General features: G+C 63.6%; 25 protein-coding genes. 16 read left to right on the top strand and 9 right to left on the bottom strand.

Going from position 1 to position 21,574, the window contains the following annotated elements:
* Positions 1-95 precede the first annotated feature (95 nt).
* The 9 genes from CCR95_RS07755 to CCR95_RS07715 all read left to right on the top strand — a co-directional run bounded on the left by CCR95_RS07755 (position 96) and on the right by CCR95_RS07715 (position 5,807).
* Positions 96-1,076 (top strand): serine/threonine-protein kinase, encoded by a 981-nt coding sequence (locus CCR95_RS07755; protein WP_201093302.1) that lies wholly within the window; start codon positions 96-98, stop codon positions 1,074-1,076.
* Between the two features lie 13 nt (positions 1,077-1,089).
* On the top strand, positions 1,090-1,806 hold the full coding sequence (gene rph, locus CCR95_RS07750) for a ribonuclease PH (protein ID WP_201093301.1): 717 nt from the start codon (positions 1,090-1,092) through the stop codon (positions 1,804-1,806).
* Between the two features lie 22 nt (positions 1,807-1,828).
* On the top strand, positions 1,829-2,446 hold the full coding sequence (rdgB, locus tag CCR95_RS07745; RefSeq protein WP_201093300.1) for an RdgB/HAM1 family non-canonical purine NTP pyrophosphatase: 618 nt from the start codon (positions 1,829-1,831) through the stop codon (positions 2,444-2,446).
* 70 nt (positions 2,447-2,516) lie between these two features.
* A complete protein-coding gene (locus tag CCR95_RS07740) occupies positions 2,517-2,738 on the top strand; it encodes an ATP-binding protein (protein ID WP_201093299.1) in 222 nt (73 codons plus the stop codon).
* A 6-nt stretch (positions 2,739-2,744) separates the two neighbouring features.
* A complete protein-coding gene (locus CCR95_RS07735; protein ID WP_201093298.1) occupies positions 2,745-3,230 on the top strand; it encodes a MerR family transcriptional regulator in 486 nt (161 codons plus the stop codon).
* Positions 3,227-3,922 (top strand): YggS family pyridoxal phosphate-dependent enzyme, encoded by a 696-nt coding sequence (locus CCR95_RS07730; protein WP_201093297.1) that lies wholly within the window; start codon positions 3,227-3,229, stop codon positions 3,920-3,922. The genes CCR95_RS07735 and CCR95_RS07730 overlap by 4 nt, the downstream gene beginning before the upstream one ends.
* Positions 3,923-4,101: 179 nt before the next feature.
* On the top strand, positions 4,102-4,932 hold the full coding sequence (gene proC, locus CCR95_RS07725) for a pyrroline-5-carboxylate reductase (RefSeq protein ID WP_201093295.1): 831 nt from the start codon (positions 4,102-4,104) through the stop codon (positions 4,930-4,932).
* A complete protein-coding gene (locus CCR95_RS07720) occupies positions 4,929-5,504 on the top strand; it encodes a YggT family protein (protein WP_201093293.1) in 576 nt (191 codons plus the stop codon). The genes proC and CCR95_RS07720 overlap by 4 nt, the downstream gene beginning before the upstream one ends.
* 12 nt (positions 5,505-5,516) lie before the next feature.
* Positions 5,517-5,807 (top strand): DUF167 domain-containing protein, encoded by a 291-nt coding sequence (locus tag CCR95_RS07715; protein WP_201093291.1) that lies wholly within the window; start codon positions 5,517-5,519, stop codon positions 5,805-5,807.
* Positions 5,808-5,895: 88 nt separating this feature from the next.
* On the opposite strand, the gene CCR95_RS07710 is transcribed toward CCR95_RS07715, so the two are convergent.
* Positions 5,896-6,585, bottom strand: coding sequence for a sulfite exporter TauE/SafE family protein (locus tag CCR95_RS07710; RefSeq protein ID WP_201093289.1), 690 nt, complete (start codon positions 6,583-6,585; stop codon positions 5,896-5,898).
* Between the two features lie 62 nt (positions 6,586-6,647).
* Here CCR95_RS07710 and pyrE point away from each other — a divergent pair, with 62 nt between their 5' ends.
* The 3 genes from pyrE (at position 6,648) to CCR95_RS07695 (ending at position 9,751) form a co-directional block, all read left to right on the top strand.
* Positions 6,648-7,289 carry an orotate phosphoribosyltransferase gene (pyrE, locus tag CCR95_RS07705; protein ID WP_201093287.1) on the top strand — a complete coding sequence of 214 codons (642 nt, stop codon included), beginning with the start codon at positions 6,648-6,650 and terminating at the stop codon, positions 7,287-7,289.
* A gap of 43 nt (positions 7,290-7,332) precedes the next feature.
* Positions 7,333-8,331 (top strand): DUF4124 domain-containing protein, encoded by a 999-nt coding sequence (locus CCR95_RS07700; protein WP_201093286.1) that lies wholly within the window; start codon positions 7,333-7,335, stop codon positions 8,329-8,331.
* Between the two features lie 85 nt (positions 8,332-8,416).
* A complete protein-coding gene (locus CCR95_RS07695) occupies positions 8,417-9,751 on the top strand; it encodes a capsular polysaccharide export protein, LipB/KpsS family (protein WP_201093285.1) in 1,335 nt (444 codons plus the stop codon).
* A gap of 48 nt (positions 9,752-9,799) precedes the next feature.
* Here CCR95_RS07695 and CCR95_RS07690 read toward each other — a convergent pair whose 3' ends face one another.
* The 4 genes from CCR95_RS07690 to CCR95_RS07675 form a co-directional block, all read right to left on the bottom strand.
* Complete coding sequence (locus CCR95_RS07690) at positions 9,800-10,960, bottom strand: glycosyltransferase (RefSeq protein WP_201093284.1); 1,161 nt, start codon at positions 10,958-10,960, stop codon at positions 9,800-9,802.
* A gap of 169 nt (positions 10,961-11,129) precedes the next feature.
* Positions 11,130-12,509: a sensor histidine kinase gene (locus tag CCR95_RS07685; RefSeq protein WP_201093283.1), complete on the bottom strand. Its 1,380-nt coding sequence runs from the start codon at positions 12,507-12,509 to the stop codon at positions 11,130-11,132.
* The gene (locus CCR95_RS07680; RefSeq protein WP_201093282.1) at positions 12,506-13,171 is read right to left on the bottom strand and encodes a response regulator transcription factor; all 666 of its coding nucleotides are present in this window, start codon (positions 13,169-13,171) and stop codon (positions 12,506-12,508) included. Before CCR95_RS07680 ends, CCR95_RS07685 begins: the two co-directional genes overlap by 4 nt.
* Positions 13,171-13,518 (bottom strand): PepSY domain-containing protein, encoded by a 348-nt coding sequence (locus tag CCR95_RS07675; protein WP_242523115.1) that lies wholly within the window; start codon positions 13,516-13,518, stop codon positions 13,171-13,173. The genes CCR95_RS07680 and CCR95_RS07675 overlap by 1 nt, the downstream gene beginning before the upstream one ends.
* 143 nt (positions 13,519-13,661) lie before the next feature.
* Between CCR95_RS07675 and CCR95_RS07670 the strand changes: the two genes are divergently transcribed.
* Positions 13,662-14,288 carry a cytochrome b/b6 domain-containing protein gene (locus tag CCR95_RS07670; RefSeq protein ID WP_201093278.1) on the top strand — a complete coding sequence of 209 codons (627 nt, stop codon included), beginning with the start codon at positions 13,662-13,664 and terminating at the stop codon, positions 14,286-14,288.
* 99 nt (positions 14,289-14,387) lie between these two features.
* Here the strand turns inward: CCR95_RS07670 and CCR95_RS07665 are convergent, their stop codons facing one another.
* From CCR95_RS07665 to CCR95_RS07650, 4 genes are all read right to left on the bottom strand, one after another.
* Positions 14,388-15,182, bottom strand: a complete 795-nt coding sequence (locus CCR95_RS07665; RefSeq protein WP_201093276.1) for a YkgJ family cysteine cluster protein — start codon at positions 15,180-15,182, stop codon at positions 14,388-14,390.
* 4 nt (positions 15,183-15,186) lie between these two features.
* A complete protein-coding gene (locus tag CCR95_RS07660; RefSeq protein WP_201093274.1) occupies positions 15,187-15,669 on the bottom strand; it encodes a YchJ family protein in 483 nt (160 codons plus the stop codon).
* Between the two features lie 290 nt (positions 15,670-15,959).
* Positions 15,960-18,347, bottom strand: coding sequence for a methyl-accepting chemotaxis protein (locus CCR95_RS25805; RefSeq protein ID WP_201093272.1), 2,388 nt, complete (start codon positions 18,345-18,347; stop codon positions 15,960-15,962).
* A gap of 5 nt (positions 18,348-18,352) precedes the next feature.
* Entirely contained in the window at positions 18,353-18,964 is a 612-nt protein-coding gene (locus CCR95_RS07650) for a cache domain-containing protein (RefSeq protein WP_201093270.1), read from the bottom strand.
* Positions 18,965-19,218: 254 nt separating this feature from the next.
* Here CCR95_RS07650 and CCR95_RS07645 point away from each other — a divergent pair, with 254 nt between their 5' ends.
* From CCR95_RS07645 to CCR95_RS07635, 3 genes are all read left to right on the top strand, one after another.
* Positions 19,219-19,575: a DUF1924 domain-containing protein gene (locus CCR95_RS07645; RefSeq protein WP_201093268.1), complete on the top strand. Its 357-nt coding sequence runs from the start codon at positions 19,219-19,221 to the stop codon at positions 19,573-19,575.
* 17 nt (positions 19,576-19,592) lie between these two features.
* Complete coding sequence (locus CCR95_RS07640) at positions 19,593-20,201, top strand: diheme cytochrome c (RefSeq protein ID WP_201093267.1); 609 nt, start codon at positions 19,593-19,595, stop codon at positions 20,199-20,201.
* 68 nt (positions 20,202-20,269) lie between these two features.
* Positions 20,270-21,568 carry a 2Fe-2S iron-sulfur cluster-binding protein gene (locus CCR95_RS07635; protein ID WP_201093265.1) on the top strand — a complete coding sequence of 433 codons (1,299 nt, stop codon included), beginning with the start codon at positions 20,270-20,272 and terminating at the stop codon, positions 21,566-21,568.
* Positions 21,569-21,574: the final 6 nt, after the last annotated feature.

Below are 21,574 nucleotides of genomic sequence, written 5' to 3'. Positions count from 1 at the left end.
AAAAAAACGCAACGGCGGCCTAAATCCGCGCGCGATGGGTCTATTATACCGGTTGAATCCAATCAACGTTTGCCCGGAAATCAGCACCCGCAATCATGGCCGCCGCCCGCGAGAGTCTTCCCCCTGGCACCCTTGTGGGCTGTTATCGAATCGTCAAGCCGATCGCCAAGGGCGGTTTCAGCCTCATCTATCTGGCCAAGGATGAGGATAGCGGCGGGGAGGTGGTGATCAAGGAATACATGCCCAAGAAGATCGCGTGCCGCGACAGCGCGCTGCGGGTGGTGCCGATCAATCCCGACTATACCGAAAACCTCCACCACGGTAAGAAGTTATTTTTCCAGGAAGTCAAGGCGCTGGCAGCGCTGAAGCATCCCAACATCGTGCGGGTTTTGGCCTTTATTCTGGCCTACGACACCGGCTATCTGGTGATGCCGAACGAGCGCGGCCGCAATCTTGGCGCCTATCTGCACGAACGCAAGGGCGGGCTCAGTACCACCTTTCTGCTGGAGGTCTTCGTGCCGATTCTGGATGCGCTGGCGCTGCTGCATCGCAGCGCCATGCTGCACCTGGACGTGAAACCGGGCAACATCCATCTACGTCATGGCAATCAGCCGCTGCTGCTCGATCTGGGCGCGGTCCATCCGCTCAGTCGAGGGCGGACCCGCGGCGGTCAGGTGATTACGGCCGGTTACTCTCCGGTGGAGCAATATTTCCGGACGGGCCAGGTCGGTCCCTGGACCGATGTCTACGCGGTCGGCGCCAGTCTTCGCACCTGCATGGAGGGCCGCACGCCCCAGCCCGCGCCCGAGCGTCAAAAGGAGGATACACTCGTCCCCGCCGCCGTTGCGCTCAAGGACCGCTATCCGGCGTTTCTGCTGGAGGCCGTCGACTGGTCGCTCCGCATGGATCCCGCGGAGCGTCCCCAGGATGCCGCGCAACTCTTGACCGTGCTGTCCTCGCACCTCGACGAGACTCAGCTTGCCCGACTCACGGAAACGGCCCCGGCGGCTTCGGTCGCCAGTCACGGAATCGATCATCAAGGTGATTTCCTGAAATCGCCAAAGCCACATCACTGAACACCGAGACATCATGAGACCATCGCAACGACGCCCCGACGAACTCCGTCCGCTCCGCTTCACTCGCGGTTTCACGCGCCACGCCGAGGGTTCGGTGCTGGTCGAATGCGGCGACACCCGCGTGCTCTGCACGGCCAGCGTCGAGGCGCGCGTACCGCCCTTCCTCAAGGGACAGGGCAAGGGCTGGATCACGGCCGAATACGGGATGCTGCCGCGCGCCACCGATCAACGGACCCAGCGCGAGGCGACCAAGGGCAAACAGGGTGGCCGCACCCTGGAGATTCAGCGTCTCATCGGTCGCTCGTTGCGCGCGGCCGTCGATCTGCGGGCGCTCGGAGAACGCTCGATCACCCTGGATTGCGACGTGCTGCAAGCCGACGGCGGCACCCGCACCGCCTCCATCACCGGCGCCTGGGTCGCGCTGCGCGACGCCGTCGACGGGCTGCTCGCGCGCGGCGAACTGGCGTCCAGTCCCATCCATTCGCAGGTCGCGGCGGTTTCGGTCGGCATCTACAACGGCGTCCCCGTGCTCGACCTGGACTATGCCGAGGACAGCGCCGCCGAGACCGATATGAATCTGATCATGGACGGCGAGGGCCGCTTTATCGAAGTCCAGGGCACCGCCGAGGGCGTGCCCTTCAGTCGCGAGGAACTGGATGCCCTGCTGGCGCTGGGCGCGGCCGGGATCCGCCAGATTCAGACCGCGCAGCGCGCGGCGTTGGTCGGATGAAACATTTTCCTGGGAGAATTCGATGAGCCAATCGCATGCTGGAGAATCCATCGTCCTAGCCAGCAACAACACGGGAAAAGTGCGGGAGATCGGCCAACTGCTTGCCGGGGCGCGGATTCGGGTCGTGCCGCAGAGCGAATATGGCGTTCCCGAGGTCGCGGAAACCGGCTTGACCTTTGTCGAAAACGCGATTCTCAAGGCCCGTCATGCGGCGCAATGCAGCGGGCTTGCGGCCATCGCCGACGACTCGGGACTGGAGGTCGACGCGCTACAGGGCGCGCCTGGCATCTACTCGGCCCGTTACGCGGGCGTCGGCGCCTCCGACGAGGACAATCTCGTCAAGCTGCTAAAGGATCTTGAAGGCCTGCCCGAGACCACGCGGACCGCCCGTTTTCAGTGCGTCTTGGTCTATCTGCGCCATGCCTTCGACCCGACGCCGCTCATCTGTCAGGGCACCTGGGAGGGCGTGATTCTGACCGAGGTTCGCGGCGAAAACGGTTTCGGCTACGATCCGATCTTTTTCGTGCCGACGCACGGTTGCAGTTCCGCCGAACTCGACCCCGAGACTAAGAACCGGCTCAGTCACCGGGGTCAGGCGCTGCGGCAACTGCACGATCTGCTGGACGCGCACTCCGGGTAGCCGCCCTTGACGATCTTACGTTCGCGGAAGATAATTTTTCTTCCGTTAACGTAAGATATTGAGGCGATCCATGCAAACGACAGACATCATGATCCACATCGATGAGACCTTAGACACCGTGCAACAACAAGCATTGGAATCTCGGATCAGGGGATTGCAAGGCGTCATTGCACCACGCTTCAACAAACCGCACCTGTTGCTAGTTGCCTACAACCCGGATCGAACCAGTTCCGCCGTACTCCTCGATGCGGTTAAGGCAAGAGGTTACACGGGGCGGATGGTTGGACTCTAAGCCGCGATGAGCGACGGGCTTTACAAAATCGGGGAGGTGGCCAGTGTGCTGGGCACCTCCGTCCGCACGATCCGCTATTATGAAGAGGAATCGCTGATTTCCCCGATCCGCACCGGAAAAGGCACCCGCCTCTACTCGGCATCCCATCTCCAAAGGCTCAAGGCGATCCTGCACTTGACACGCAACGGCTTTGCGCTTGAAACCATCGGAAACATCGCCAGCATCCGGGAGCAATGCGCGACCGGCAGCGAAAGCAGCCGTCGGCTATCCCGGTTGTTCGACGAAACCCTGGCTGGTTTGGAACGACAAATCCAGGCGCTTGCGGCGCTCAAACAAGAGATGCAGTCGGCGCGCGAGATCATCCTGACCTGCCGCGACTGCCAGCGTCCGCCAAGCACGCAAGGCTGCCCGGATTGCCTGGTGCGACAGCGGCGAGACGAAATCCCGTTACTCAATCTGGTCTGGGATGAAGGAATTGCGCCAACCTCATGATCGCTGCAAACATTGAATCCCATCTGCAACAGGTGCGCTCGCGCATCCAGGCCGCCTGCGCGCGCGCGAGTCGCCCTCCCGATCAAGTCGAACTGATCGCGGTGAGCAAGAAGCAACCCGCCGACGCCATCCGCGCCGCTTACCAGTTAGGACAGCGTGCCTTCGGCGAAAGCTATGTTCAGGAGGCGCTCGACAAGATGGCCCAACTGACCGACCTGGACATCGAATGGCACTTCATCGGCCGCGTGCAGGCCAACAAGACGCGACAGATCGCGACCCATTTCGACTGGGTCCACAGCCTGGCGGATCCCGCGCATGCGCGTCGCCTGAACGCGCAGCGCCCTGCCGATGCCCCGCCGCTGAAGGTCTGTCTTGAGGTCAATCTGAGCGGCGAATCCAGCAAGGAAGGTGTCGATCCGGCGAACGTCGCCGATCTGCTCGCCGTCTGCGATGCCTTGACCGGTCTGCGCGTGCGCGGACTCATGACCCTGCCCGCCCCGACCGAGGATGAAGCGGTGCAGCGTCAACCCTTCGCGGCACTGCGCCATCTGCGCGACCGACTCGCCACGCCGGCGCGGCCGCTCTCCGACCTGTCCATGGGGATGTCCGACGATCTGGAGGCCGCGATTCTGGAAGGGGCGACCTTCGTTCGCATCGGCACGGCGATCTTCGGGCCGCGTCCAACTCATTAGTTGGCAGTTGTCAGTGGTCAGTTGTCAGGGGATAGTTGTCATGTCCGCAGTGGAACGTCACGCCTGACACCCACGATGGCCGACCGATTTCCTGCCAACTGCCAACTGCCAACTGACAACTGACAACTGACAACTGACAACTGACAACTGACAACTGACACTTTGATTCCGGGATTGCTATGACAACAGCCAGAATCGCCTTCATCGGTGGCGGCAACATGGCCACCAGCCTGATCGCCGGCCTGATTGCCGACGGCCACGCGCCAGACACCATCCAGGTCGCCGATCCGAGTCAGGAGCGTCGGGAGACGCTTCAGGCCAGCTTCGGTGTGCGCGCCTTCGCCAACAACGCCGAGGCCATTGCCAACGCTGAGACACTCGTACTCTGCGTCAAGCCGCAGATGGCCGCTGCGGTCTGTACCGATATCGCCGCCGCGGTGGCTGCCATCCAACCGCTGATCATCTCGGTGATGGCCGGCGTCCCCGAGCAGGCCATGCAGCGCTGGTTCGGCGCCCCGCTGCCGGTGGTGCGCGCCATGCCGAATACCCCGGCGATGGTGCAGACCGGCGCCATCGGACTGCATGCCAGCCCGGAAGTCGACGCCGAGGGCCGCAATCGCGCCGAGACCATCCTGCGCGCCGCCGGGCTTATCCGCTGGGTCGAGGACGAGGCCAGGATCGATGCGGTGACCGCCATTTCCGGCAGCGGTCCAGCCTATTTCTTTCTCTTGATGGAGGCGCTGGAAGAGGCCGGTATCGAACTCGGTCTCGACCCGCAGACCGCCCGTCTGCTGACCATCCAGACCGCCCTGGGCGCGGCCAAGATGGCGATGGAAAGCGCCGCCCCGCCGTCGCGCCTGCGTGAACAGGTCACCTCGCCGGGGGGCACCACCGAGCGCGCGCTCGCGGTGTTTCAGGAAGCGGATCTGCATGCGCTCGTGGCGCGTGCCGCCCGGGCCGCGCGCGATCGGGCCGCCGACATCTCACAGACCCTCTCGGAGCAACCATGACCGGTTCCTATCTGCTCGACCCGCTTGTCTTCCTGATCCAGACCCTGTTCGGGCTCTATACCGCCGTGGTGGCGATCCGGTTTCTGCTGCAATGGGCGCGGGCGGATTTCTACAATCCCATCTCGCAGTTCGTGGTCAAGGTCACCACGCCCGTGCTGCGTCCGCTGCGTCAGATCATCCCCGGTTATGGCGGGATGGATCTGGCCGCGCTGGTGCTCGTCTGGCTGCTCGCGAGCGTCGAGCTGGGGATTCTGGCGCTTCTGCTCGGCATCGATCGCTCGCCCTTGATGGCCTTCGGCTGGGCGATCCCAAGCGTCGTCGAACTCTTCATCAATCTCTTTCTGTTCGCGATCCTGATCCGGGTCATCCTGAGCTGGGTCAGTCCCGATCCTTACAACCCGGCGGTCGCGCTGCTGAACCGACTCACCGATCCCGTGATGCGCCCGGCGCAACGGTTGATCAAACCCATCGGCGGGATCGACCTCTCGCCCATGCTGGTCCTTATCGGTCTGACCCTGCTCAACATGCTGCTGATTCCGCCGCTCAAATGGATCGTCGTCAGTCCCTTCTGACGGAAAGACGGGATGTCCTGGTATCGCTGGAAGGGAGAGGATCTGGAACTGTCGCTACGCGTGCAGCCACGCGCGCCTCGGGATGGCTTTGTCGGCCCCGATCCTGGCGGCGATTATTATCGGGTCCGCATCCAGTCGCCGCCGGTCGATGGCAAGGGAACGGAGTCGTTGAAGCGATTCATCGCCGCTTCCTTTGGCGTGCCGCCCTCGCGGGTGACGATCCTCAGCGGGGAACATGCTCGCTATAAGCGGCTGCGGATTGAGAGCCCAAGATTGTTTCCAATCCCGGTGGATGCGGCTTGACGTTCTCTTTTGACTTCCCAGTCAAAAGAGAAGTGTCAAATAGCAATGAAAAATCGAGAATTCCGGGGGCGTCGACCGCTCAACACGGCTAGCCGACTAACTGCCAGAGGGCGTACAAGCCGAAACCGATCACCAGGAGCCCGGCGACCTGCCGAATCCAGGCCCGCTCGGCGATCCGCGCGGCGGCGCCAGCCAGCAGACCGATGCCCAGCAGGTTTGGCAGCGTGCCCAGACCGAAGGCCAGCATGATACCAGCGCCATGCGCTGGACTGCCGGTGGCGGTGGCCGTGATCAGGACGCTATAGACCAGCCCGCAGGGAATCCAGGCCCAGAGAAAACCGATCGCGGCGGCCTGGATCAAGGTTCGCACCGGAAGCAGACGACGCGTGAGAGGTTGCAGCCGGCGCCACAGGATCAGCCCCAGACGCTCGGTCGCGGCCAGCAGCCTCCACCAGCCGCCCAGATACAGGCCCAACAGAATCATCATGATGCCCGCGAAGGCATAAAGACCTCGCTGCATGACCTGGAAGGAATCGAGCTGCAGCAGCAGAGCGCCCAGGCCACCGAACAACGCGCCGGCCACGCCATAGCCGGCGATGCGGGCGAGGTTATAAACGAACTGGTAGGGCAGCATCCGCCAGGGTTCCGCGCGAATGCGCGCATCGAGCCCCAGGGTCAGCGAACCGACGAGACCCCCGCACATTGTCAGACAATGAACGCCGCCCAACAGACCAACCAGAAAGGCGGTGATGTACACTTGGAACAGTGGCGCATTCATGGCCCCAGCTCTCTGTATCGGGCGGTCATCTCATTCACTTTCCTGTCGCCGAGCCTGTCGCAATGCATGATTACCAACGAGAGTTTCTAAACTTCGCCATCAAGATCGGCGCCCTCGGATTCGGCGATTTCACGCTGAAGTCCGGCCGCCAAAGCCCGTATTTCTTCAATTCCGGTCTCTTCGATACCGGTGCCCGGCTCGCCCGGCTCGCCCAGGCCTATGCCCATGGCATCATCGCCTCGGGCATCGCTTACGATGTCCTCTATGGCCCCGCCTACAAGGGGATCCCGCTTGCGGCGGCGACTAGCGTCGCCTTGTCGACCGAGCACGGACAGGAGGCACCCTATGCCTTCAATCGCAAGGAGGTCAAGGATCATGGCGAAGGCGGTCTGATCGTCGGCAGTCCGCTCGCAGGGCGGATCCTGATCATTGACGATGTCATCACGGCCGGTACGTCGGTGCGCGAGTCGGTCGAGATCATCCGCGCGGCGGGCGCGGCGCCCGCGGGGGTCGTCATTGCACTGGATCGGCAGGAAAAAGGGCGGGGCGACCGGTCGGCCGTGGACGAGGTTCGCGCCACCTTCGGTCTGCCGGTCCACGCCATCCTCACCCTGACCGATCTGATTGCGTACCTGGAGGAACAGCCGAATGAGCATGGCGTTGCTGAATCCATGCGTGACTACCGCGCCATGTATGGCGTGTGAGATAGCGCGACGTCCCGCTCGCGCGGATCCCTGGCCAATCGTCATGATGCTGGGCGTGCTGGGCGTTGTCTGTCCGGGGGCTGACTGGTCGATACGCCTTGGGTATGCCGATGCGCAAACCTATCGGTGGGTCGACGACAGTGGCGCCGTTCATTATGCCGATCGGATACCGCCCGCTCAGATCGAGCAGGGGCACACCCGACTCAGTCAAGAGGGGATTCGAACCGAAACGGTCGCCCCCGCGGCCACGGCGGAGGAAATGCGGCGGATACAGGAACGGGAACGCATGCAACAGGAGCAAGTGCGACGCATCGAGCATGAAAAGGCCGAGAATCAATCTTTATTGGAGCGTTTTCGCTCCCTTGAGGATCTGGCCCTGGCGCGGGAGGGCAAGGTCGCCGCCGTCGAGGCCCTGGGCCAGACCACACGCGATGGCATTCGGTTCGAACAGCGACGTCTGCGAGCGCTGCACAAGCAGACCGCCGAGCTGAAGCGGAGCGGGAAGCCGGTAGCCGCGCACTTTCAGGATGCCATCGCCAAGTCCGAACAACGCATCCGCGATGGCTATGCGACGATCATCGAACAGGAATTTCGCAAAGAGTCGATCCGCAAGGAGTTTGACCAGATAATGTTGCGCTATCGAAACCTCAGGCAGCTTCCCGAATCCGCCGAAGCAACCGGGAAAGCGGCAGCGGGCTCGCTGTCGAGCAACCTCGTGATCTGTCATGACAGCGAGCAGTGCCTCCAGACCTGGGAGAAGGCACTAGCCTATGTTCGCGCCCAAGCGGATATCCGAGATGAAATCCTGGGTCCAGGACTCCTGATCGCGGCGCAGCAGGACGAGCGCGAAGACCGTCTTCTGACGCTTGTCTGGATTCAGAACAGGCCGGAGGAACCCGTTTATCTCTATTTGGATCTGGAATGCAAGAACCGACTGACCGCGAATCTGACCTGCACCAACCAGGCCGCGATGAATGTCCGCGATGGTTTCCGGGCCGCACTAACCAAAGCGGGCCGGGGCGGCAAGCGCGATGCGCGGTGAGGAGACCGGATCCGGATCGATGGCTTGCGCGGGAATCGCTTTACCGCATTGTGGAACACGAGACCAACCATCGGTTGCCGCGCGCATGACCGCATCGCCTATCGTGTTTATCGATCCGGGGCCTAATCTGGTCCAGTTCCTAGTCGGCGTGGGCGATTGTCTCGCGCCTGACTATATTCCCGTCTTTTTTTCCCGCCACGTCAAAAGTCGCAGTCTGCTGCGCCGGCTCGGACAGGAGATCTATCCCAGGCGCCGTTCGGGCCAGGCGGCCGCCTGGCCGGCAAGCCTCGGCATCGACCCCGAGTCGCTCGTCGCGCGCCTGCGCAAGGCGTCGGATCGCGATAGAGTTCGTCAATCTTCGCCCGACTTTTGCTGGCTGGTCAGCGAGCTGGACCGCTTCCTCGCGGCAATCGAGCCGCGGGGCGTTTTTCTCTGGAACGGATCCGGCCTGGCCGCGGCGGTGACCGAGCAGTTGGCCAGGGCGCGCGGCATTCCACTCCTGTTTGGCGAAAATGGATATCTGCCGAACACCTTGCAGCTCGACCCCGAGGGCGTCAATGCCTTCGCGTCCATCGGCTGGCGCATGGGTCTCTCCGACATTCGGACGATCTCCTATTCCGAACCGCGGATTCGGGAGTTCGACGCGGTCATCGCCGGTTATCGGGCCGGTCGGAAGCCAATGTGTTTGGGGCCGGAGAGGGGAAGAGTCCGTCCTTCCTGGATGGCGTATCTCATTCAAAGCTGGATCGACCTGAGGCAACGCCCCGCCGCGATCCGAGCCAATCGGCTCATCTCCCGCGAACCTCCCGCTTTGCCGAAGCGGTTCGCCTTTTTTCCACTCCAAGTGAGCAGCGACAGCCAATTAACCATCCACTCGCCGCTATATGGCAACCGGCTTGGCAAGGCGATCGCCGACATCGATCAGGCGTTGCGAGAGGTCGAGCCCGGATTAAGGCTGGTGGTCAAACTCCATCCGGCGGATGTCAGAAAGACCGATTACGACCCGGTCGTTCGGGCTTTTCCCGAGGTGATCTGGGTAGGCGGGGGCGATGTGCGGGCAATCCTGGAGCGAGCCGACTGCGTCATCACCGTGAACTCCACCGTCGGCATCGAAGGCATGATCTTCGGCAAACCGGTGGTGACCCTGGGCAATAACTTCTATGTCCGCGACGGACTGGTCTATCCGGTGCGCGAGCGCGGCGAGTTGGCGGCCCAACTGAAACGCGCCCTGTGCGAACCGCTAGACGCCGGACTGATCCGTCAGTACCTGCTGTATCTCTACTTCTTCGGCTTCGTGCGTGCTCACTGGCGGGATCATTCGCCGATATCGCTCGGCAATATGGCGCGACGGATGGTGGAGATGATCGAGACGCCACCGGCTTCAACGCGGTTGCAGATCGCGGGCGAGGAGTGGAGGTGAGAACGGCATCCATGTCCGCCAGCCGGCCGCCGCTGAAACGCCCCTGGCTCAACTCCAGGCTCTCGCGGCTAAACCCATGGCATTCAGATAGGCATCCGTGCTGGCCTCGATCTCATAGGGTTGCGCGGCTTGCTGTAGCACGCGCTTAGGCAGCGGACGATCCAGGGTCGCCAGCATGGCGCGCGCGAGACCGGCATCGTCGCCGACGGCAACCAGCGGTCCATAGCGCCCACCGTCCAGAATCTCGCGTGGACCGCTAGGACAGTCGGTCGAGACCACGGGCGTCCCCACGGCAAGCGCCTCGATCAGCACGAAGCCCAATCCCTCCCAGCGCGAGGTAAAGGCAAAGAGGTCGGCATGAGCCATATAGGCATGGGCGTCTCTGACGTAACCTGGCAGGGCGAAATCCGCGGCCACGCCCAAAGTCTCGGCCAGCGCCAGCAGACGTTCGCGCGCCGCGCCCTTGCCCAGGATCATGAGTCGGCAGGAACGCTCGGCGCGCAGGCGGGCGAAGGCCCTCAGCAGAGTCGCGAAATCCTTGCGGCTGCAAAGCTCTCCGGCGCTCAGAATCAGTGGCGTGTCGGACTGGCCGAACCAGGGATGGTCCGGACGCGGCAGTTCCGACGCGAATAGGTTTGCCGGGATCACCGGCGGCGGCACCACGCGGATTCGCGCGCGCGCCAATCCGGTGTAATCCGTCATATCGTCGGCGACCCCGGAACTGGCGACGATCACCTGCTCCGCGAAGGGATAGAGCCACCCCATGGAGTGACGCTGGATCCAGCGTTCCAGCGCGCCGCGGGTGGCGAGGTCGAGCGAGATCGTCGTGCCGGAGCGCAGAACCAGGCGCGTCGGAGCGCGCGCCAGTGCGCGGGCGAACAGCGCCACTCTGTTGACCTTGTCTTTGTCCGACAGCATCACGGCCGGTCTACAGCGACGCAGATAGCGGATGACGGCGGGCAGGCAGGCCAGGGTATGGCGCGAGCCGAGATCGATCAGCGTGACGCCTTCCGGGATCTCCTCCAACTCGGGGCCATGCTGACGTACCTTGAGCAGATCCACGCGATAGCCCCGCCGCGCCAGAGCCGGGATCAGGTGCCCCGCCGCACGGTCCACCCCGCTGTGCCCCGAGGTCGAAAAGAAACAGGCGATCCGCGTCGAATCGGCGCCGACAGGTCGCCGCGGCAAGGTGCGGGGTCTTTTTTTCATCGCCATCTCCACGTCTTGGGTCTCGATGTATCCTGGAAAGCGCGGTCGAACCGCCAAGAACGCCAATAACGCCAAGATGTCAATCGAAAAGGAGCGGTCAAGACTGGCGGGAGCGGGAGATCCATACGGAAAGTAAGGCGCGGCAGAACGATGGCGATACCGCGACAGATCAGCACGCTGCCGGCAAATGCACGCTGACCGTCAGCCCGCTCTCGCTGGCGGGACGAAAGGTCAGCGTTCCAGCATAGGCATCCACGACATCGCGCACGATCGCGAGTCCGAGGCCAGTCCCTTCCCTGGCCTGGTCCAAACGCAGACCGCGCTCGCCGAGCCGTGTCATCAGTGCGGTCGGGACGCCGGGGCCGTCATCGGTCACGCGAATCTCAATCCATGCGCCCGCCTGTCGGGCGTGCGGCCCAGCGCGCACCCAGACCCGTACCCGTGCGCGCGCCCATTTCGCGGCATTCTCCAGGAGGTTGCCGAGCAACTCCAGCAGATCGTCCGGCATGAGCGCTGCGTAGGCCGCGGGCGGCGCATCGATTTGCCATTCAAGCCGCTCGCCGTCGGGGGTACGCCGGAGGGTACGGAGCAGGCGCCCAATGGTGTCCACCACCTCGACCCTGGCCTGATGGGTCGCCGCGCCCGAGCGCACGCGGGCGCGGATCAGCTCGCGATCGACCCGCCGACGCATGGTCGTGGCGAGTTGCTCCAAGTCGTCGGCGAGCGTCGGATGGCCATCCTGGCGCAGCCGCTGGGCATCGGCGACCAGCGCGCTGAGCGGGGTCTTGAGTCCGTGCGCCAGATCGGCGGTCCAGGCGCGGGCGCGCTCGACGGCCTGGGCGCGGGCGTCGAGCAGTGCGTTGACCTCGGTGACGAGTGGCATGACCTCGTCGGGATAGTCGTCGGCGAGCCGCCGATCCTGGCCGGAGCGGATGGCACCAACGCCGCGCCGGACGGACTCCAGGGGCGCGAGCCCAGTCTGGATCTGGACCAGGGTGGCGAGCGCGAGGAGCAGCACGATCAGGCCCAGATAAGGACGCATGTCGGCGGCGAAAGCGTTGCGCGCGGCGGTAAGCTCGGCGCGGTTCTGGCCGACTGCCAGTCGCAGCACGCGAGAATGGCCGGAGGCTTGCATCCGGATCCGACGCTCGCGCACCAGCAGCCATTGCCCGGCCGGGCCTGCCAGCTCATGGGTGTGGACGCCGCCGGGTTCGAGCAGATCGGTGGGGAGTGCGATCATCGCGTCCCACAGCGAGCGCGAGCGCAGCAGTCCGGGCTGGCCGTCGCTGTCGATCTGCCAGTAGAGCCCGCTCAGGGGCTGTTCGAAGCGCGGGTCAAGCGGTTCGCGGATGAGGTTTACGGTTCCCGCCGGGGTGATCGTGATGGCCGCGGCGAGTTGGTTGAGTTCGCGTCTCAGCTCATCGCCGATCCGTCGTTCGACGTGGCGCTCGAACAGGGTCACGAGACCGACCCCGGCAACCAGCAGGGCGACGGTAATGGAGACGGCCGCGCCGATCCAGAGCCGGACGCGGAGCGAGTGGCGCGTCATGGCCGGTCTGATTCGACCAGATATCCGAACCCGCGCCGGGTTTCGATCAATTCCGTGCCGAGCTTGCGCCGCACCCGCCCGACCAGCACCTCCACGGCGTTGGAGTCGCGCTCGAAATCCTGCGCATAAAGCTGTTCGGTGAGTTCGAGCTGGGAGACGACCCGCCCGGCGTGCTGCATCAGATAGCTGACGAGGCGGTATTCCTGGGGCGAGAGATGGATCGGGACGCCATCCACGCTGACCGCCATGCGGCGGGTATCGAGCGCGATCCGGCCATGAACGAGCAAGGCGCTCGCCTGGCCGGCGGCACGACGGATCAGCGCCCGCAGTCGCGCGACGAGTTCTTCCATGCGAAAGGGCTTGGGCAGATAGTCGTCGGCGCCGGCATCGATGCCCTCGACCCGCTCGCTCCAGTCGCCGCGTGCGGTGAGGATCAGCACCGGCAGGCGCTGACCGGCCGCGCGCCATTTGCGCAGCACCGACAGGCCATCCAGGCCGGGCAGCCCGAGATCGAGGATCGCGGCGGCATAGCTTTCGGTCTCGCCCCGGAACCAGGCGTCCTCGCCGTCGCGCGCGCGGTCGACGACGAACCCCGCCGCATTCAGCACGGCGCTCACGCCCTCGGCGACGCGTTCGTCGTCTTCCACCAGCAGGATACGCATCAGTCTTGCTCGACCTCCAGAATGCGGCCCGTCGCGGCGTCGACCAGCACCTCCAGCAGGCGGCCATCGGCGGCGATGATCTTAAGCTCGTAGACCCAGAGTTTCGCCCCGCGCCAGTTCTCGCGCTCGAATTCGACATCGACCACCTCGCCCGGCGCCTCGGTGGCGACCCGCGCCAGGATCTCGGCGAGCGGGCGCACCTCGCCCCGGGCCAGCGCCTGATGGGCATGCTCGTGGTCATGCCGACGGGAACCGCCGTCGCCGAAACGATCCGCCCGCGCGGGGGCGCAGAGCAGGAGGCCCAGCATGACGACGGGCAGGCGGCAATGGATCGGCTTGAGGGACATGCCGCGCATTATGCCCCGGTTATGGCTGACCGTTCGCTGACAGTGACGCACAGCGTTCCGTCAGCGTCGTCCCGTTAGTCTGCTCCCAAGGTCGCGACCGATCGCGACCGACTGACCAACACAGTCAATCGAGGAGCAAACCGATGACGTCACAAACCGCAATCCCGACCGGGACCGATTCACTCGGGACCGCCACACCCGAAGCCAGCACGCAAGTCCGCGTCTGGGATCCGCTGGTACGGATCTTCCACTGGTCGCTCGCCGCCGGTTTCGCGACCGCCTTCATCGTCGAGGACGACCTGCTCGGCGTCCATGTCTGGGCCGGTTATCTGGTGCTGACGCTGATCGCCGTCCGTCTGGTCTGGGGCGTCATCGGCACCCGGCATGCCCGGTTCAGCGATTTCGTGCGCGGACCCGCCGAGATTCGCGCCTATCTGGCCGACGTTCTGCGTTTTCGCGCCAAGCACTATCTCGGCCACAACCCCGCCGGTGGCGCCATGATTCTGTTGCTACTGCTGGCGGTGACGGCCACCGGATTGAGCGGGATGGCGCTCTATGGCGCCCAGGAATTCGCCGGCCCGTTGGCGGGACTGATGAGCGGCATGCCTGAGTCCTGGGGAGAGGGCCTGGAAGAAGTCCACGAAGTCCTGGCCAACTTCACGCTCGCTTTGGTGATCGTTCACTTGGCCGGCGTGGCCTTTTCCAGCCTGTCGCATCGGGAGAACCTGATCGGCGCCATGATCACCGGATTCAAGCGGAGAGAAGACTGATGAACTCCAGCTTTGTCATGACTGCGGCGGGGCCTGAGCGGGGGTCACGCCGGCTTCATGAAAGCAGTCACCGAAAGGCTAAGGGACCGCTGCCAAGCCTTACGCGCGTTGCGCGAACCAAGCCAGTTCCGCTGCGGCGTCCTGATAGTAGCGGCGATACTCAGCAAGCGTTGGCAGATCTGCGGTCCGGTCTGAAAATTCAATGAGCACTGGATGTTGTGCCTTGGCGAACGTGACGAGATCCTCACTCCGATGCTGGCGCAGAAAGGACCAGAAACCGACGACAAAGCGTCCCGTCGCGGGGTTCTGCGCCGCTTGCTGCAAACGGCCCATCACTTCAGGATAGTGTTGCAGTGTGGTGTCGGCGTAAGCACGTAAAATCGGGGCTTGCGCGAGAAGGGCCGCGCGTTCGCGATCGAAATCCGTACGATCGACGATGCCCCTGTTCCGATAGACCACTGGCGCACTGGCAGAAGTATCGCAAACCCACCCCGTTCGCGGAACGAGCATATCCGCCTGATCCGCCGCCCGACGATAGGGATAGAAGGGCATGGAACGACACCGCAGCGGCTTCTCGGCATGGATGACGCATCGATTCTCCGCCGACAACGCCGGACAGGGAAAAGACGGAGGAAGATAGGCGGTCGGCGCGATCAAGACGGCAACCCGCTTGCGTTTGGCAAGCTGGACGGTCGTGCCCAATTGCGCGGTCAAATCAAACGCACGACTGGTCTGGGGAACCGGCGTCCAGACCATGGCCAGCGGAAAGCGTCCAGCCTGCGTCAAGGCATCCGCGAGCGTCAGTGGCAGCCATCCATAACAGCACTTGCCGCACGCGGTGCAGGCGAAGTGGTGCGTGGGCGTGGCCGGCTTGGCGTGGCGTCTGACGCCCACCGCATCAGACCCCGCAGCATTTTTTGGATTTCTTGCCAGATCCGCACGCACAGAGGTCGTTACGGCCGACTTTTGAGACGTGCACTGGAGGCGATTTCGGATTGATTTCACTGCTCTGATACCGCCAGGCCCCATTCTCGCGGCAGAATTGCGCTAATTCGTGTTGCATCAATGTCCGTCCCTGCTGGCGATAGCGGAACACGAATTCCACCTGGCCGGTCGGATCGTCAACACCGCCAGCGATGATGCGGCGGACTTCTAACCCTAGCCAGGTCGTTTCTTCGACAATGCGCTCGGCGTCGAGGCGGTTGAACGTCTCACGCGCCTCGGGCATGTTCGTGCGTTCAAGGTGATCCAGATTGCCGACCACATAGGCCGCGTAGCGCGAGCGCATCAAGGCTTCCGCCGTCGGCGCTGGTTGACCGGCCAGAATCGGCGCGCAGCAATCATCGAATTCACCACCGGAACCGCAGACACAGACAGACATACATCACCCTACCCTGATCGATCACTATCAGCGAATGGCGCTCCAGCGTTTTAACCTGAAGCTCGCCACCCAGTAAAGATGCGCCATCCCACATTAACCGCATAAACAAAGGACGGCATCGCACCGGAAATACCCAGCTTGGGGCATCATTTTGATGCCAGATCCCTCCAGCGAATTCAAGGTCGAGCCATCACGATGCGTCGTTTAGTCGACGCATATCCGGACTTTCAGTCCGTTACTCAAACCACCGGCTTTAGCCCGGTGGTTGTTTAGTTTAACGATGACATGGGTTAAAACTCTGTCCATTGGTCGTCGTCGCCAGCCAGCGATGCAATGGGCTTGTCCTTCTGGATGGACGCGCGGTTGGTCTTTTCAGACGTCACCGGATTGCCTCGGGTTGGCGGCGAAGCGAGGTGGGCGCCTGTGGACAGTTGAGACGTGCCGTGCGGCTTGACGACGCCTGATCCCGCCAGCCTGAACATGGCCACCGCCTGAATCAGCACCCGCGTCTGGTCTTCCAAACTCTCGGCCGCCGCCGCGGCCTCTTCCACCAGGGCCGCATTCTGCTGGGTCACCTCGTCAATCTGGGCGACAGTCTTGGTCACCTGTTCGATGCCGGAATGTTGCTCGCGCGAGGCGTGGGTGATCCCATCGACCAAGGTCGCAACCTGCCGGAACCCGACGATGATCTCCTCCATGGTGCCACCGGCCTGGCTGGCCAGTTGCGCCCCGCCATCGACCTTGGCGGTTGAGTCGGCGATGAGCCCCTTGATCTCCTTGGCCGCCTGGGCGCTGCGCGCCGCCAGATTGCGAACCTCGGTAGCGACCACGGCGAAGCCGCGCCCCTGTTCGCCGGCCCGAGCCGCTTCCACGGCGGCGTTGAGCGCGAGGATGTTGGTCTGAAAGGCGATTCCGTCGATCACGCCGATGATGTCGGCGATGCGCCGGCTGGATTCCTGGATCGCGCCCATGGTGCCCACGACCTGTTGCACCATCTCCCCGCCACGGGTCACGAGAGCATTGGCCTCCTGCGCCAGTCGATTGGCCTGATCGGCGTTCTGGGCGTTCTGCTTGACCGTGGCATTGAGCCGCTCCATCGAACTGGCTGTCTCCTCCAGGCTCGCGGCCTGCTCCTCGGTGCGTCCCGAGAGATCGGAATTCCCGGCCGCGATCTCGTTGGCGGCGCTGCCGATGGTCTCGGATGCCTCCAGGATCCGTCCGACGACCTCCTGTAAGCGGGCGACCGTCGCATTGGTGTCATCTTTAAGCTGGCCAAAGATCCCTTCGTACTGAGCGTCGATGGTCTGGGTCAGGTCGCCGCGGGCGATCGCGTTCAGCACTGCCACCACGTCGGTCAGACTGCTCGCGACGATCGCCATCAATCGATTCAATCCCTCGGCGAGTTGCAGGAAGAAGCCCTCCTTGCCCGCGACCTCGATCCGGCGGGTCAAGTCGCCGCTGGCCACCGCGCCAAGGATGTCGGCGATCTCTCGTTCAATCTCCACTTCGAGGGTGCGATCCTGCCAATGGGTTACGCGTCCTTGGTAGGCGCCTGCCTCATCCCGCACCGGGCTGGCCGTGAGTCTCAGCGTTCGCCCGCCCAGAAGCGTATCGAGCGTGCGCGCACCCGACAGTTCGGCGCGGTAGGCCGCGCGCGTTTCCTCATCCTCGAAGTAGTTGGCAAGGCTGCTTCCGATCAATTGGTTGACATCGAAGCCGGGTTGTCGGTGCGCGATCTCGACGGACATGCCTTGCCAGAGGGCTCGGGCCGCATCGTTGATGTAAACCAGTGTGTTGTGTTCATCCGAGACCGTCACCGGGAGGGTCACTTTATTCAGGGCATGGCGGATGCGCAGGCTCTCGGCCGAGACTTGCCGTTCGGCGCCGAGACGATCATGCAACTGTTGCTGCATGTCCTTCATCGAGGCCAGCAGGCTGCCCGTGTCTCCTTGCTTCAACGGGATCTCGTTGTCGAGCCTGCCATCGGCGATCAGGCGGGCAATCCGCGCGGCCAACGCGGGCTCGCCGCCGAGTTGACGCGCCATCCCGCGAAACAGTCCGAGGGCGACCAAGGCAAAGACCGCCAGGCCGATGAGGGCCATCGCGATCACCCCGCGCTCGGACCACTCCTGGATACGATTCGCCGCTTGCTGGTAGGAACTGGCCAGTTCTCCCTGGCGACGGATGATGGTCTGGAGGCTCTCGTCGGCCTGCTGGAATTGCTTCCCGGCGTTGAACTTCATGTTGTGCAGGGCGGAACTCAGATCGCCGACCTCGATCATCAGGACCGACTGATCGCGCGCCTTGACGTAAGCGGCCCAGTTCTGCTCGAAACGATTCCCCGCCGCGCGCAGATCGGGATCGTCGAAACGGCTGTTGACGGTTTGCCAGTGCGTGGCGAGGGCCTGATCCAGTTCGGAGAGCGCGGCCAAGGCGGCGCCCGCGGCGGCGTCCGTCTCCTCGGTCACGGCGAACAGGGCCTGGGTGCGGATACGGTGCATCACATCCAGGGTGCGCATCAGGCTTTCGGCGGGAACCACGCTTTGCGAGTAGAGGTGATCCAGATTCTGACGGACGCGATGGATCCCCCACCATCCGGAAACCGCCAAGGTCAACAACAGCACCATGACCACCAGGACCATGAACCAGAGTTGCTGCCGGAAGGTCGAGGATCGCATACAGGTTATTTCCGATAGGTGCCGGCGCACACGACGATGTCGTCCAGTCGTTTCAGGTAGGTGGTCTTGGGTTCGAGCTGACTGGTCGTCGGGTCTTTATACAGATAGTCGACCCAGCCTTCGCCTTTGGTCTGGGCGGTTTCGATGATCTCCTTGCGAAAAAATTTACCGTCGGCATCCGGCACATCGATCAGGTTCTTACCGACCAGCTTGGGGTTTTTCGGGTGGGCGACCATGGTGCCGGTCAGATCGTAGGCAAACGCATAGAGCGATCCCTGGGAGAACGGGCCATCGGCCTGGTTGAGTGTCTCGATGGTCGCTGCTTTGCCGTTTGCCTGATAAAAGGCCGCGACCTTCTCCACCAGCGCCTTGGCGGCATCAGGTCCGTCCTCCGCCAGCGCGGAGAACGACAGGGCGAGACCAGCGGAGAGGAAGAATACGAGTGCATGACGTAACCAGTTCGTCTTCATTGGCAGTGTCCTCGGTGTGAGTGATTCAAGCGGGTTTTGTCTTCGCCTCAGCGAAGCGATCGGGCCTTGCATGGCGAAGGCGCTGAGCATCGACAGCGCGCGTCTGGTCAGTGGAACGTGGCGGGAGATGGGTTGACGCTGTTCCATTGCATGGCCCAGCCGCCATCGGTGGAAAGGGGCACGCGATCTTGTGCCACCACATCGGCATTCCTGACCGGGTGGAAGGTTAACCCGAAGGACCGCTCGGCGTCTCGGTTGTTTCCTTCTGGTTCTGTCGACCCCCTGACCGATCACTGACCATGACCGACAGCGTTTTGTCAGCCTTCCCCCCGTAATCTGCGCCCAGGTTCGCGGTCCATCGCGACCGCCAGACGCACCGCCTTTAAACGGAGAGAAGACTCATGACATCACCGCTTGCAATCGTTCTGGTCACCACGGGCGCACTGACACTCTCAACGCCCCTGCTCGCCGCGGATGCGGCGGCCGGCAAGGCGGGTTGGACCAAGGAATATCCAGCATCGGATGACTCGGCGGCGCGCAGTTGCGCGACCTGTCATGGCCGCGATCTGACCCAGTCGGGCCGTCAGGCCAACACCGGCAAGACGATCGAGCCGCTGGCACCGTCGGTCAATCCGAAGCGGCTGACCGATCAGGCCAAAATCGAGAAGTGGCTGCTGCGCAACTGTCGCTGGACGATGGGCCGCGAATGCACGACCACCGAAAAGGCTGATTTCGTCGCCTACATCAAAACTCAGTGATCCCGGAGATCTGACCCATGAACCATCCCAAGCGAATCCTTGTGATTCTGGCCGCCAGCCTGCTCGGCCTGGGTGCCGTCGGCGTCGCCTTCAGCGATGACGACGATGACGATGATCGGCATGGCAAGCGTGGCGAACGCGGCGGTTGGGTGACATCCGGCGCCGACGTGGCCCCGGTGACCAATGCCACCTACGGCCAGGAATGCGGCTCCTGCCACCTGGCCTATCAGCCTGGCCTGCTCCCGGCGGATGCCTGGGCGCGGGTCATGGATCCCGCGGCGCTCGGCAACCATTACGGCGATGACGCCTCGCTGACGGACGATCTCAGCCAGGAGATCGGCGCCTATCTGATCGCCAATGCCGCGGATCAGGCCGAACAGACACGCGCTCGCGCCTTTGCCGTCGCGTCGGGCGCCAAGGGCTCCCGCCAGGGCGCTGTCCTGCCGCGCATCACCGAAACCCGCTATTTCGTGCGTCAGCATGACGAAATCCCGGCGCGACTGGTCACCGGCAATCCCGAGGTCGGCAGTTTCAGCCAGTGCAACACCTGCCATCGCGGGGCGGCGGACGGCGTCTATAACGAGCATCAGGTTAGCATCCCCGGCCACGGCCGCTGGGAGGATTGATGCGACCTTGGACGACGGGCACGCCGCGCCTTGCCCATCCGACGCACTCATCGAACAGGACAGACACCATGAGCACCACGACCTTTACACTCCTGATCGGCACCTTGATCCTGGGCCAGATCGTCGGGTTCGTGGCCTGGGTGCTGTCTCGCCAACGCGCCAGATACCGCGCGCTGGAACGGCAAGGGGCCGAGGTTGGCGCGCTGGATCCAAAAGCCGGCACGGCCGCCGACCAGACCTTCGACGCCTTGCCCACACCGGCCTTGACCGGAGCGCCGGCGCCGGCCTGGTCGGGCGAGCGGGATTTCGTGGTCCAGCGCCGGGTGATCGAAGATGGTAACGCCAGCGTCTGTTCCTTCTCTCTGGTCCCCGCCGATGGCGCGCCGCTCCCGCTCTACCGGCCGGGTCAATACCTGACCTTCAAGCTGGACGTGCCGAATTCCGCTGGCGGCGCGGCGAAAAGCGTGGTGCGTTGCTATTCGCTCTCGGATCGTCCGCGCGCCACTCACTACCGAGTATCGATCAAACGGGTTCCGGCGCCACCCGGCAAGTCCGATGTTCCTCCGGGGATCGCCTCAAACCACTTCCACGACCGCATCCAGGAAGGCTCGCGCCTCTCGGTCCGGGCACCCTCGGGGCATTTTCACCTGAACGAGGACGGGGAACTGCCGATCGTGCTGATCGCCGGCGGCATCGGCATCACGCCGCTGCTCAGTATTCTGAACACGCTGGCCCATTGGGCCGATCCGCGCGAGGTCTGGCTCTTCTATGGGGTGCGCAACCGGGGCGAGCACATCATGAAGGAACACCTGGAAAGCCTGTGCGATTCGCATCCGGAGTTTCGTCTCCAGGTCTGCTACGCGGAGCCTTCCGAGGAAGATATCCCCGGCGTCGACTACCAGCACCAGGGCTGGCTCGATATCCAGCTACTCCAGCGGACACTCCATTTCGGGCGTTATGAGTTCTACGTCTGTGGCCCGCCGCCCATGATGGAGATGTTGGTGCCCGCGCTGGAGGCGTCGGGCGTCGCGCCCGAGGACATCCACTATGAAGCCTTCGGTCCCGCCTCCTTGACCAAGCGTCGGACGCCAGCGCCGACGGCGGTCAGCGCTCCGATGGCGGTGCGTTTCAGCCAATCGGGCAAGACCGTCCAGTGGAATCCCGCCGCCGAATCGCTGCTCGAACTGGCCGAGGATCAGGGCATCCGGGTCGACTCGGGCTGTCGCGCCGGCAGTTGCGGCAGTTGTCAGACCGCCATCGAGTCCGGCGAGGTCAGCTACCAGCAGACACCGGACGCAGACGTGAAACCCGGCCATTGCCTGCTCTGTATCACGACCCCGGCCACCGACCTGACGCTGGCTCTATAGGAACCA

This window comes from Thiocystis minor (assembly GCF_016653465.1).
In the GTDB taxonomy this organism is placed as follows: Bacteria; Pseudomonadota; Gammaproteobacteria; order Chromatiales; family Chromatiaceae; genus Chromatium; species Chromatium minus.
This window is presented reverse-complemented; position numbering and strand designations above follow the sequence as displayed.